The 12092-nt window shown below is 70.2% G+C and carries 12 protein-coding genes; 11 read left to right on the plus strand and 1 reads right to left on the minus strand.

Translation table 11 applies throughout. The annotated features are described in order from the left end of the window. Positions 1-185: 185 nt before the first annotated feature. From ACW4TU_RS26090 to ACW4TU_RS26135, 10 genes are all read left to right on the plus strand, one after another. Positions 186-1139 (plus strand): Rossmann-like and DUF2520 domain-containing protein, encoded by a 954-nt coding sequence (locus ACW4TU_RS26090; protein WP_457417204.1) that lies wholly within the window; start codon positions 186-188, stop codon positions 1137-1139. After that, a complete protein-coding gene (gene panC / locus ACW4TU_RS26095; protein ID WP_457417205.1) occupies positions 1136-2158 on the plus strand; it encodes a pantoate--beta-alanine ligase in 1023 nt (340 codons plus the stop codon). Before ACW4TU_RS26090 ends, panC begins: the two co-directional genes overlap by 4 nt. Continuing rightward, positions 2155-3921, plus strand: coding sequence for an L-aspartate oxidase (locus ACW4TU_RS26100; protein ID WP_457417206.1), 1767 nt, complete (start codon positions 2155-2157; stop codon positions 3919-3921). The genes panC and ACW4TU_RS26100 overlap by 4 nt, the downstream gene beginning before the upstream one ends. A 5-nt stretch (positions 3922-3926) precedes the next feature. Beyond that, complete coding sequence (nadC, locus tag ACW4TU_RS26105; protein ID WP_457417207.1) at positions 3927-4913, plus strand: carboxylating nicotinate-nucleotide diphosphorylase; 987 nt, start codon at positions 3927-3929, stop codon at positions 4911-4913. Between the two features lie 10 nt (positions 4914-4923). Continuing rightward, positions 4924-5721 carry a type III pantothenate kinase gene (locus tag ACW4TU_RS26110; RefSeq protein WP_329275403.1) on the plus strand — a complete coding sequence of 266 codons (798 nt, stop codon included), beginning with the start codon at positions 4924-4926 and terminating at the stop codon, positions 5719-5721. Positions 5722-5838: 117 nt separating this feature from the next. Further along, the gene (locus ACW4TU_RS26115; RefSeq protein WP_457430303.1) at positions 5839-6480 is read left to right on the plus strand and encodes a hypothetical protein; all 642 of its coding nucleotides are present in this window, start codon (positions 5839-5841) and stop codon (positions 6478-6480) included. A 110-nt stretch (positions 6481-6590) separates the two neighbouring features. Continuing rightward, positions 6591-6773 (plus strand): hypothetical protein, encoded by a 183-nt coding sequence (locus ACW4TU_RS26120; protein WP_457417208.1) that lies wholly within the window; start codon positions 6591-6593, stop codon positions 6771-6773. A 102-nt stretch (positions 6774-6875) separates the two neighbouring features. Further along, positions 6876-7316 (plus strand): BlaI/MecI/CopY family transcriptional regulator, encoded by a 441-nt coding sequence (locus ACW4TU_RS26125; protein ID WP_457417209.1) that lies wholly within the window; start codon positions 6876-6878, stop codon positions 7314-7316. Between the two features lie 9 nt (positions 7317-7325). After that, positions 7326-7859 (plus strand): amino-acid N-acetyltransferase, encoded by a 534-nt coding sequence (locus ACW4TU_RS26130; RefSeq protein WP_164321957.1) that lies wholly within the window; start codon positions 7326-7328, stop codon positions 7857-7859. A gap of 227 nt (positions 7860-8086) precedes the next feature. Continuing rightward, a complete protein-coding gene (locus tag ACW4TU_RS26135; RefSeq protein WP_457417210.1) occupies positions 8087-8422 on the plus strand; it encodes a histone-like nucleoid-structuring protein Lsr2 in 336 nt (111 codons plus the stop codon). Here ACW4TU_RS26135 and ACW4TU_RS26140 read toward each other — a convergent pair. After that, positions 8401-9066, minus strand: a complete 666-nt coding sequence (locus ACW4TU_RS26140; protein ID WP_457417211.1) for an SCO3374 family protein — start codon at positions 9064-9066, stop codon at positions 8401-8403. The genes ACW4TU_RS26135 and ACW4TU_RS26140 overlap by 22 nt on opposite strands. Positions 9067-9507: 441 nt before the next feature. On the opposite strand from ACW4TU_RS26140, the gene ACW4TU_RS26145 reads away from it, so the two are divergent. Next, positions 9508-12036, plus strand: a complete 2529-nt coding sequence (locus ACW4TU_RS26145; RefSeq protein WP_457417212.1) for an ATP-dependent Clp protease ATP-binding subunit — start codon at positions 9508-9510, stop codon at positions 12034-12036. Positions 12037-12092 lie beyond the last annotated feature (56 nt).

Here is a 12092-nt window from a genome sequence, read left to right on the forward strand (position 1 = left end):
ATCATCTCGCGCGCGGGATCGGGCGGTCACGCGGATTTCCGTCGGCCGTGCACGAAGAGCGTGCCGTCGCCCACAGCCTGTGGACAACCGGACGCCTCCCGGACCGATCGCGTTAACATGACGAGAAATCGTCCGGTACATCGTCCGGTACCCCGAGCGGACTGGAACGGGAAGGCCGTCGTCGAGTGAGTACATTCCAACAGCCAGACCCCAGGGACCGCCCCGCGCGGCTCACCGTGGGCGTGGTCGGTGCCGGACGGGTGGGCCCCGCGCTGGCCGCGTCCCTGCGACTCGCCGGGCACCGCCCGGTGGCCGTCTCCGCGGTTTCCGACGCCTCCGTCCGCAGAGCCGCGCAGCTGCTCCCGGACGTGCCCGTCGTGTCGCCCGCCCAGGTCATGGAGCGCGCCGACCTGGTCCTGCTGACCGTCCCGGACGACGCCCTGCCCGGCCTCGTGGAGGGCCTCGCCGAGACCGGCGCGGTACGCCCGGGACAGCTGCTCGTGCACACCTCAGGGCGGTACGGCGTGAAGGTCCTGGACCCCGCCCTGCGGGCCGGCGCGCTGCCGCTGGCCCTGCACCCCGCCATGACGTTCACCGGCACCCCTGTGGACGTCCAGCGGCTCGCCGGGTGCTCCTTCGGGGTCACCGCGCGCCCCGAGCTGCGGCTGGCCGCCGAAGCCCTCGTCATCGAGATGGGCGGCGAGCCCGAGTGGATCGCCGAGGAGAGCCGCCCGCTCTACCACGCGGCCCTCGCCCTGGGCGCCAACCACCTGGTGACCCTGGTCGCCGAGTCCATGGACCTGCTGCGCGCGGCCGGCGTCGAATCCCCCCACCGGATGCTCGGCCCGCTGCTGGGCGCCGCCCTGGACAACGCGCTGCGCTCCGGGGACGCGGCCCTCACCGGGCCCGTCGCGCGCGGGGACGCGGGCACCGTCGCCGCCCATGTCGCGGAGCTGCGCAGACACTCCCCGCAGAGCGTCGCCGGCTATCTGGCGATGGCCCGCGCGACCGCCGACCGCGCGCTCGCGCACGGCCTGCTGAAGCCGGAGCTGGCCGAGGACCTCCTCGGGGTGCTCGCGGAGGGCACGAACCCGCCCGCGAGCCCCGAAAGCCCGAACAGTGACGGGGGAGAGCGATGAGCAGCCGATTCTGGGGACTTCTGTTCGACACCGACGATCTGGCGGACGCCCACGCGCACATCGGTGTGCCGGGACACAACGCCGTCGTGATGACCATGGGCGCCCTCCACGAGGGCCACGCCACCCTGATCCGGGCCGCCCGCGAACACGTGGGCCCCAAGGGCTTCGTGACCGTCACCGTCTTCGTGAACCCCCTCCAGTTCGGCAAGGGCGAGGACCTCGACCGCTACCCGCGCACTCTCGACGCCGACGTCCGACTCGCCGAACAGGCGGGCGCGGACGCCGTGTTCGCCCCCTCCGTGGACGAGGTCTACCCGGGCGGCGAACCCCAGGTGCGGATCAGCGCGGGTCCCATGGGGGAGCGGCTGGAAGGGGCCACGCGGCCCGGGCACTTCGACGGCGTGCTCACCGTCGTCGCGAAGCTGCTCCACCTCACCCGGCCCGACGTGGCCTTCTTCGGGCAGAAGGACGCCCAGCAGCTCGCGATGATCCGCCGGATGGTCCGCGACCTGAACTTCGGCGTGGAGATCGTCGGCGTCCCGACCGTGCGCGAAGCCGACGGCCTGGCCCTGTCCAGCCGCAACCGCTACCTGTCCCCGGAGGAACGGCGTACGGCGCTGGCCCTCTCCCAGGCACTGTTCGCCGGCGGCGACCGGCACGCCGCCCAGGAGGCGCTGCGCGCGCGGGCCCGCGAGGTGCCCGCCACGCACGCGCGTGCCCAGGCCCTCAGCGCGCTCGGCGAATCCCGCGCCGCCGCCGACGCGCACGCCGTCGCGAAGGTCCCGGGAGGTGCTCCCGCCGCCGTCCGGGCCGCCGCCCGCCTCCTCCTGGACGACGCGGCCCGCCTCCGGCCCCCGCTGGTCCTCGACTACCTCGCCCTGGTCGACCCCGCCGACTTCACCGAGATCCCGGACGACTTCACGGGCGAAGCCGTCCTCGCCGTCGCAGCCAAGGTCGGGACGACCCGGCTGATCGACAACATCCCTCTCATTTTCGGAACCCCCGGAGCCGCCTTGTGAGCACCACAGGCCCCACCGTCGGCCGGCGCGCCGGCACCTCCACCGGTATACGGCTGCACGCCCCCGCCCCCGGCTGGGCCCTGACCGCGGACGTCGTGGTCGTCGGCTCCGGTGTCGCCGGGCTCACCGCGGCCCTGCGCTGCGACGCGGCCGGGCTGAGGACGGTCGTCGTCACCAAGGCCCGCCTCGACGACGGCTCCACCCGCTGGGCCCAGGGCGGCATCGCGGCGGCCCTGGGGGAGGGCGACACCCCCGAACAACACCTGGACGACACCCTGGTGGCAGGCGCGGGCCTGTGTGACGAGGGGGCCGTACGGATCCTCGTCACGGAGGGACCGGACGCCGTACGGCGGCTCATCGAGACCGGTGCCCACTTCGACGAGTCCTCCGAAGGCGGGCTGGAACTGACCCGCGAGGGCGGCCACCACCGCCGCCGGATAGCGCACGCGGGCGGCGACGCGACCGGCGCGGAGATCTCCCGCGCGCTCGTCGAGGCCGTCCGCGCGCGGGGACTGCGTACGGTCGAGAACGCGCTCGTCCTGGACCTCCTGACGGACGCCGACGGCCGTACGGCGGGCGTGACCCTGCACGTCATGGGAGAGGGCCAGCACGACGGCGTGGGCGCCGTCCACGCGCCCGCGGTCGTCCTCGCCACCGGCGGCATGGGCCAGGTCTTCTCCGCGACCACCAACCCGTCCGTGTCGACCGGCGACGGCGTAGCCCTCGCCCTGCGCGCGGGAGCCGAGGTCAGCGACCTGGAGTTCGTCCAGTTCCACCCCACGGTGCTCTTCCTGGGGGCCGACGCCGAGGGCCAGCAGCCGCTCGTCTCCGAGGCGGTACGCGGTGAGGGCGCCCACCTCGTCGACGCCGGCGGCGTGCGCTTCATGACCGGCCAGCACGAACTCGGCGAACTCGCGCCCCGGGACATCGTCGCCAAGGGCATCATGCGCCGCATGCAGGAACAGGGCGCCGAACACATGTTCCTGGACGCCCGGCACTTCGGCGCCCACATGTGGGAGCACCGCTTCCCGACGATCCTCGCCGCCTGCCGCGCCCACGGCATCGACCCGGTCACCGAGCCCGTCCCGGTCGCCCCGGCCGCCCACTACGCCTCCGGCGGAGTCCGCACCGACTCCCGGGGCCGCACGACCGTCCCCGGCCTGTACGCGTGCGGAGAGGTCGCCTGCACCGGCGTCCACGGCGCCAACCGGCTCGCCTCCAACTCCCTCCTGGAGGGCCTGGTCTACGCCGAGCGCATCGTCGCCGACATCACCGCGGCCCACACCGGAAACGGCCTCCACGCACGCGTGCCCGTACCCGTGCCGCACCCCGAGAAGCCCGCGCACCCGCTGCTCGCCCCCGAGGCCCGCTTCGCGATCCAGCGCGTCATGACCGAGGGCGCGGGAGTGCTGCGCTCCGCCGCCTCCCTGGACACCGCCGCCGCGGCCATCCAGAAGCTGCACACCGAGGCCCGTGACGCCCTCGACGAGAACGGCAAGACCGCCGAGCCCGGCGTCGACACCTGGGAGACCACCAACCTCCTGTGCGTGGCCCGCGTCCTGGTCGCCGCCGCCCGTATGCGCGAGGAGACCCGCGGCTGCCACTGGCGCGAGGACCACGCCGAGCGCGACGACACGACCTGGCACCGCCACATCGTCGTACGGCTGAATCCCGACCGGACGCTGGCCGTACACACCACCGACACCGCAGACTTCCCCCCGACCCGGCATCATCAGCCGGAGCACCCTCCCCAGGAGCAGTGACAGAAGTGAGCACCCCCGACCTTTCCCTCGCCCAGAGCGGCGGCTGCGGCGACGGCTGCGCCTGTGGCGCTGCCTCCGACACGGCGGACGAGGTGTACATGGAGTGCGGCCTCGACCCCGCGCTCGCCGCTCTCCTCGCCGACGCAGGCCTCGACCCCCTGGAGGTCGAGGACATCGCCAACGTCGCCATCCAGGAGGACCTGGACCACGGCGTGGACGTGACGACCGTCGCGACCATCTCCGAGGAGGCCCGCGCCACCGCCGACTTCACCGCCCGTGAGGGCGGCGTCGTCGCCGGCCTGCGGATCGCCGAGGCGGTCGTCTCCGTGGTCTGCACCGACGAGTTCGAGGTCGAGCGGCACGTCGAGGACGGCGACCGCGTCGAGGCCGGCCAGAAGCTGCTCAGTGTCACGACCCGCACCCGTGACCTCCTGACGGCCGAGCGCAGCGCCCTCAACCTCCTGTGCCGCCTGTCCGGCATCGCGACCGCCACGCGCGCGTGGGCGGACGTCCTGGAGGGCACCAAGGCACGCGTGCGTGACACCCGCAAGACGACTCCCGGCCTGCGCTCCCTGGAGAAGTACGCGGTCCGCTGCGGCGGCGGCGTCAACCACCGCATGTCCCTGTCGGACGCGGCGCTCGTCAAGGACAACCACGTGGTGGCCGCCGGCGGCGTCGCCCAGGCCTTCAAGGCCGTCCGGGACGCCTTCCCGGACGTACCGATCGAGGTCGAGGTCGACACGCTGCACCAGCTGCGCGAGGTCGTCGACGCGGGCGCCGACCTGATCCTCCTGGACAACTTCACCCCCGGCGAGTGCGACGAGGCCGTCGCGGTCGTCGACGGCCGCGCCGTGCTGGAGGTCTCGGGCCGGCTCATCCTGAAGAACGCCAAGGAATACGCCGACACCGGCGTCGACTACCTGGCGGTCGGCGCCCTCACCCACTCCTCGCCGATCCTCGACATCGGTCTCGACCTGCGAGCGGCGGAGTAGGTACACGGCCATGCTGCTGACCATCGACGTGGGAAACACGCACACCGTCCTCGGGCTCTTCGACGGCGACGAGATCGTCGAGCACTGGCGCATCTCCACGGACGCGCGCCGCACCGCCGACGAGCTCGCGGTCCTCCTCCAGGGCCTCATGGGCATGCACCCGCTCCTCGGTGACGAGCTGGGCGACGGCATCGACGGCATCGCCATCTGCGCGACCGTGCCGTCGGTGCTGCACGAGCTGCGCGAGGTGACGCGGCGGTACTACGGCGATGTGCCGGCGGTGCTGGTCGAACCCGGCGTGAAGACGGGCGTACCGATCCTCACCGACAACCCGAAGGAGGTCGGCGCGGACCGCATCATCAACGCGGTCGCCGCCGTCGAGCTCTACGGGGGTCCCGCGATCGTCGTCGACTTCGGTACGGCGACCACGTTCGACGCGGTGTCCGCGCGCGGGGAGTACGTCGGCGGGGTGATCGCGCCCGGGATCGAGATCTCGGTCGAGGCGCTGGGCGTCAAGGGGGCGCAGCTCCGGAAGATCGAGGTGGCGCGGCCCCGGGCGGTGATCGGCAAGAACACGGTCGAGGCGATGCAGGCGGGCATCATCTACGGGTTCGCCGGTCAGGTGGACGGTGTGGTGACGCGGATGGCGAAGGAGCTGGCGGCGGATCCGGACGAGGTGACGGTGATCGCGACGGGTGGGCTGGCGCCGATGGTGCTGGGCGAGGCGTCGGTGATCGACGAGCACGAGCCGTGGCTGACGCTGATCGGGCTGCGACTGGTGTACGAGCGGAACGTGTCCCGTATGTGAGCCCCCTCAAACGCCGGACGGGCTGAAAACACGCGCCACGCCTCTCCGTAATGTCGAATTTGTCTGATTAGCGCGTATCGTCGCCGCATGCCCACGCCATTCGGATCTCGCGGCGGCATGGCGTTCGGTGCGGAGGAGCTGCGTGTGCTCCGTCGCGCTCTCGCCCTCGCCCTCCACCCCGGTCCCGCCTCCGCAGAGGACGTCCAGGACTGTCTCCGGCTCGCCGAGTCCGTCGACGAGGCGGCGCACGAGGGGGTCAGGCTGCGGGCCTTCCTCGTGGCCGACCTCGCCCGCTACCGCGCCGCCCTGCCCGGCACCGCCGCCGGCTTCCTCACGCTCCTGGAGGAGGCGCTGGGCGCCGGGTACCGCCCGAGCCCGGACGACCTCGCCGCCCTCCGGGCCCTGCGGGGGAACCCGGTCGCCGCCGCCCTCCTGGACCGCTGCCTGCGTCACGCCGAGCGGGACGTACGGGCCCGGCTGGGCGCCAGGGTGGCCGGCCGCACGCCGGCCGCACCCACGGTGCCCGCCTCCCGTACGCGCCTTCTGGCCCTGCCCGGGGGTCTCGCCACCGAGGAGCCGGGTGGGAAGCCCGGCGGAAAGCCCGCGGAGAAGCAGCCTCACGAGCGGCCCGCACCCGCACCCCGGCCCGCACCCGACGCCCCCAGGCCCGCACGCCCCGTCCCCACCCCGGGCGAGGTCTTCCCGCGCCGCAAGCCGACCCCGCCCGCGAATCCCCCACAACAGCTCGCCGCGGGCTGAACAGACAGACCTGACGGACCCGACAGACCTGAGAGAGCTGACAGAGCTGGAACCGCCAAGGCCCGGGCCCCCGCCCGGGCCTTTCTTCGGGCCTGGCTACTCTGGACCCCATGGACTACGTCTCCGCGCTCGTGCCCCCCGTAGTGATGGCCGCGCTCTTCATCGCTGTGATCGTGACGATGGTGAAGAGTCAGGGCGGTGCCAACAAGGGCAAGGAGGACGCCGCCGCCGACGCCGCCATCGCCCGCGCCGAGCGGACCTCGCAGGCCGGACAGGACCGCCCCGTTTCGTAGGTGTTCGGCGTTTGACGCGCACGTCCTTCACGTTATTCGCCGTTTCTCCCACTAGTGTGCTGATTTGTGCCTCGCCCATTGGGAGAACTCGAAGACGCGGTCATGACGCGGGTGTGGAAGTGGAACCGCCCGGTCACCGTTCGAGAAGTCCTGGAAGACCTTCGGCAGGAACGGTCCATCGCGTACACCACGGTGATGACCGTTCTGGACAATCTCCATCAGAAGGGCTGGGTCCGTCGTGAGGCGGAAGGCCGGGCCTATCGATATGAGGCGGTCTCCACCCGTGCCGCCTACTCGGCCGCGCTGATGAACGACGCGTGGTCGCAGAGTGACAACCCCGCCGCCGCTCTCGTCGCCTTCTTCGGCATGATGAGCGAAGAACAGCGCCTCTCCCTCAGGGATGCCGTTCACATCGTCGAAGGGCCGGAACAGGTCGAACGGCCCCGGCGGAGCGAACAGGCCGAACAGGCCGAACAGGCGGAAGCCGCCGAACATACCGCCTACGAGAACCCCGCCTCGGTCCAGGACCGCACCGGGCGATAGCGTCCGCTCATGTCAGCGATCCGTCCAGAAGCCACAGCGAAAGCCATCACCGTCCGGCGGGCCAGGACCAGCGATGTCCAGGCCGTACGCGGACTCCTTGACTCGTTCGTCCGTGGCCGTATCCTGCTCGACAAAGCGACGGTGACGCTTTACGAGGACATCCAGGAGTTCTGGGTCGCGGAACGCGACGACAACGCCGAGGTCGTGGGGTGCGGCGCACTCCACGTGATGTGGGAAGACCTCGCCGAAGTCCGCACTCTTGCCGTGAACCCCGACCTCAGAGGTTCCGGTGTCGGGCATCAGTTGCTGGAGAAGTTGCTGCAGACCGCCCGCTGGCTCGGCGTTCGTCGCGTTTTCTGCCTGACCTTTGAAGTGGACTTCTTCGGGAAGCACGGCTTCGTGGAGATCGGCGAGACACCGGTCGACACCGATGTCTACGCCGAGCTGCTGCGTTCCTATGACGAGGGCGTCGCGGAGTTCCTCGGTCTCGAACGAGTGAAACCGAACACCTTGGGCAACAGCCGGATGCTTCTGCATCTGTGATCGGGCATCGGGCAATTCCGCTGAGCCGCCCTGCCCAGGTTCCCTATGTCCGAAACGCGCACGTTTCCGGCCCATGGAAGGGAGGTCGGTCTCTCCCGGGGGTTTGTGTTTTTCCGGCAAAAGCGGTTTGCTTTCCGATGTACTGCAGTACTGCATATAACAGGGGACGCGAATCGGCGGCGTACGCCGCGGCCTCGGCTCCCAAGTTATCGATGAAAGGAAATCCGGTGGCACAGAAGGTTCAGGTCCTTCTTGTCGACGACCTCGACGGCGGCGAGGCCGACGAGACCGTGACGTTCGCGTTGGACGGCAAGACGTACGAGATCGACCTCACGACTGCCAATGCCGACAAGCTTCGCGGTCTCCTCGACGCCTACGTCAAGGGCGGCCGCCGTACTGGAGGCCGTGCTTCGGGTGGGCGTGGAAAGGCGCGCGTCGCCTCCGGCGGCAGCCAGGACACCGCGCAGATCCGTGCCTGGGCGAAGGAGAACGGTTACGAGGTCAATGACCGTGGCCGTGTTCCCGCGACCATTCGTGAGGATTACGAGAAGGCCAACGGCTGAGCGCACGCGCTCCGCAGGCGGACGCGATGGCATTGCGTCGCCAGCGTGTCCACCAGCCGTACGAGATCGGGGGCGCGTCCGACGCCCCCCAGGGCCGACATCGTCGGCAGCGGGATCACCGTCCCGCACCCTGGTTCAGGGGGCCGCAGCCAGACAGCGGCCCCCTGCGGATTTGTACGGCCCGGCAAGTCGCCGCCGGGAATTCCGGGCAGCGCGGGAAGCCCGGGCGGCAGGGGCGCCTCGATGTGGCCGCCCGCGCCGATCGCCCTCAGCTCCGGTGTGAGCCCGCCCCACTCCAGCCAGTCCAGCAGCCCCGGCAGCTCGTCCGCGCTCCCCGCGGCCACCAGCAGCAGCATCCGGTCCCCGCACAGGGCCACCGGAGAACCCGGCGCTCCCGCCCGCTCCCGGTGGCGCAGCGCCGCGAAGCCCGCCTCCGCCGGCACCTCCAGCACGTCGAAGCACAGGCCCACGGCCAGTCGCGGAAGGTCCGGGAAACCGGGACCGGGCACTGTCGCCCACCCCAGTTCGTTCTCGTACCAACGCCGGACGTCACCGGTGACATCGCTGATGGCGTCGCTGATGAGACCGCTGGAGGTGTCGCCCGTATCAAGAGGGCGACGAGGAAGGGGGACCGTGGGGACCATGCCAAAGCCAACCGCCGGAAGAGGCCGCGAGTTACGCTGGGTCCCCTTGCGGGCGCACAGAGTGCCGAATCCGGGGGTGCGCAGAGCAGTTCGGCGGCGCAAGGTTGTTCGCCCGTAGCGGAGGGAACCCGTGCATCCGGCATGGAGTGTCGGTCCGTACGGGTAAGACATCCCTAGTGGGAGGGGGCGACACGCAGAAAAGGGCGTCTCACGTTCGCCATCGGCGTACTGATAGTGAGGGTATCTCCCTGGCCTGCGGGAACATCGTCTCGCACGATCGGGTTGGAGCATATGTCGGCGTACGGGGTCAGGAGGCTGTGTTGGTTCTCGGTCCGGTGTCGGCAGTTGGAATGAGCGGTCCCCGCTTGCGGGACTAAGCTGCGGAAGGACAGGGAGGGGAGCGTCCCCTTACTGCCTGACCGCTCTGAGGAGCGATTAACGATGTTCGAGAGGTTCACCGACCGCGCGCGGCGGGTTGTCGTCCTGGCTCAGGAAGAAGCCCGGATGCTCAACCACAACTACATCGGCACCGAGCACATCCTCCTGGGCCTGATCCACGAGGGTGAGGGTGTCGCCGCTAAGGCCCTGGAGAGCCTCGGGATTTCGCTCGAGGCGGTCCGCCAGCAGGTGGAGGAGATCATCGGACAGGGTCAGCAGGCCCCGTCCGGGCACATCCCCTTCACCCCCCGTGCCAAGAAGGTCCTGGAGCTGTCGCTCCGCGAGGCCCTTCAGCTGGGCCACAACTACATCGGCACGGAGCACATCCTGCTCGGCCTGATCCGCGAGGGCGAGGGCGTCGCCGCCCAGGTCCTCGTCAAGCTGGGCGCAGATCTCAACCGGGTGCGGCAGCAGGTCATCCAGCTGCTCTCCGGCTACCAGGGCAAGGAGACCGCCGGCGCCAGTGGCGGCCCCGCCGAGGGCACGCCCTCGACGTCCCTGGTCCTCGACCAGTTCGGCCGGAACCTCACCCAGGCCGCTCGTGAGTCCAAGCTCGACCCGGTCATCGGGCGCGAGAAGGAGATCGAGCGGGTCATGCAGGTGCTGTCCCGCCGTACGAAGAACAACCCGGTCCTCATCGGTGAGCCCGGCGTCGGCAAGACCGCCGTCGTCGAGGGTCTCGCCCAGGCCATCGTCAAGGGCGAGGTGCCCGAGACCCTCAAGGACAAGCACCTCTACACCCTGGACCTCGGTGCGCTGGTCGCCGGCTCCCGCTACCGCGGTGACTTCGAGGAGCGCCTGAAGAAGGTCCTCAAGGAGATCCGCACCCGCGGCGACATCATCCTGTTCATCGACGAGCTGCACACGCTCGTCGGCGCGGGTGCCGCCGAGGGCGCCATCGACGCGGCCTCCATCCTCAAGCCGATGCTGGCCCGTGGTGAGCTCCAGACCATCGGTGCGACCACGCTCGACGAGTACCGCAAGCACCTCGAGAAGGACGCGGCCCTCGAGCGCCGCTTCCAGCCGATCCAGGTGGCGGAGCCTTCCCTCCCCCACACGATCGAGATCCTCAAGGGCCTGCGCGACCGGTACGAGGCGCACCACCGCGTCTCGATCACCGACGAGGCCCTGGTGCAGGCGGCGACGCTCGCCGACCGGTACATCTCCGACCGGTTCCTGCCCGACAAGGCGATCGACCTCATCGACGAGGCCGGTTCCCGGATGCGCATCCGCCGGATGACCGCTCCGCCGGACCTGCGCGAGTTCGACGAGAAGATCGCCGGCGTGCGCCGGGACAAGGAGTCCGCGATCGACTCGCAGGACTTCGAGAAGGCCGCCTCCCTCCGTGACAAGGAGAAGCAGCTCCTCGCCGCGAAGGCCAAGCGGGAGAAGGAGTGGAAGGCCGGCGACATGGACGTCGTCGCCGAGGTCGACGGCGAGCTGATCGCCGAGGTCCTGGCGACCGCCACCGGCATCCCGGTCTTCAAGCTGACCGAGGAGGAGTCGAGCCGCCTGCTGCGCATGGAGGACGAGCTCCACAAGCGGGTCATCGGCCAGAAGGACGCCGTCAAGGCGCTCTCGAAGGCGATCCGTCGTACGCGTGCCGGTCTGAAGGACCCGAAGCGTCCCGGTGGTTCGTTCATCTTCGCCGGCCCGTCCGGTGTCGGTAAGACCGAGCTGAGCAAGGCCCTGGCCGAGTTCCTCTTCGGTGACGAGGACGCGCTGATCTCCCTCGACATGTCGGAGTTCAGCGAGAAGCACACGGTGTCGCGTCTCTTCGGTTCCCCGCCCGGATACGTGGGTTACGAAGAGGGCGGCCAGCTGACCGAGAAGGTCCGCCGCAAGCCGTTCTCCGTCGTCCTCTTCGACGAGGTCGAGAAGGCCCACCCGGACATCTTCAACTCGCTGCTGCAGATCCTGGAGGACGGTCGCCTGACCGACTCCCAGGGCCGGGTCGTGGACTTCAAGAACACGGTCATCATCATGACGACCAACCTCGGCACGCGGGACATCTCGAAGGGCTTCAACCTGGGCTTCGCGGCCTCCGGTGACAAGAAGTCCAACTACGAGCGCATGAAGAACAAGGTCTCGGACGAGCTCAAGCAGCACTTCCGCCCCGAGTTCCTCAACCGCGTCGACGACGTGGTCGTCTTCCCGCAGCTCACGCAGGCCGACATCCTCCAGATCGTCGACCTGATGATCGGCAAGGTGGACGAGCGCCTCAAGGACCGGGACATGGGCCTCGAGCTCTCCCAGGCCGCCAAGGAGCTGCTGTCCAAGAAGGGTTACGACCCCGTCCTGGGCGCCCGCCCGCTGCGTCGCACGATCCAGCGTGAGATCGAGGACACGCTCTCCGAGAAGATCCTCTTCGGTGAGCTGCGCCCCGGTCACATCGTGGTCGTCGACACGGAGGGCGAGGGCGAGACCGCGGCCTTCACCTTCCGGGGTGAGGAGAAGTCGGCACTGCCCGACGTCCCGCCGATCGAGCAGGCGGCCGGCGGTGCCGGACCGAACCTGAGCAAGGAGGCGTAAGCCTCAGGGCTGCGTCAGATGTCCGAGAGGGGCCGGTGCTTTCAGCACCGGCCCCT

The sequence above is a fragment of the Streptomyces kryoterrae genome, assembly GCF_054072135.1.

Excerpts from the sequence above, each read along its gene's own strand:
- panC (WP_457417205.1), top strand. The coding sequence starts at position 1,136 with ATGAGCAGCCGATTCTGGGGACTTCTGTTCGACACCGACGATCTGGCG.
- ACW4TU_RS26110 (WP_329275403.1), top strand. The coding sequence starts at position 4,924 with ATGCTGCTGACCATCGACGTGGGAAACACGCACACCGTCCTCGGGCTC.
- ACW4TU_RS26115 (WP_457430303.1), top strand. The coding sequence starts at position 5,839 with ATGGCGTTCGGTGCGGAGGAGCTGCGTGTGCTCCGTCGCGCTCTCGCC.
- ACW4TU_RS26120 (WP_457417208.1), top strand. The coding sequence starts at position 6,591 with ATGGACTACGTCTCCGCGCTCGTGCCCCCCGTAGTGATGGCCGCGCTC.
- ACW4TU_RS26125 (WP_457417209.1), top strand. The coding sequence starts at position 6,876 with ATGACGCGGGTGTGGAAGTGGAACCGCCCGGTCACCGTTCGAGAAGTC.
- ACW4TU_RS26130 (WP_164321957.1), top strand. The coding sequence starts at position 7,326 with ATGTCAGCGATCCGTCCAGAAGCCACAGCGAAAGCCATCACCGTCCGG.
- ACW4TU_RS26140 (WP_457417211.1), bottom strand. The coding sequence starts at position 9,066 with ATGGTCCCCACGGTCCCCCTTCCTCGTCGCCCTCTTGATACGGGCGAC.
- ACW4TU_RS26145 (WP_457417212.1), top strand. The coding sequence starts at position 9,508 with ATGTTCGAGAGGTTCACCGACCGCGCGCGGCGGGTTGTCGTCCTGGCT.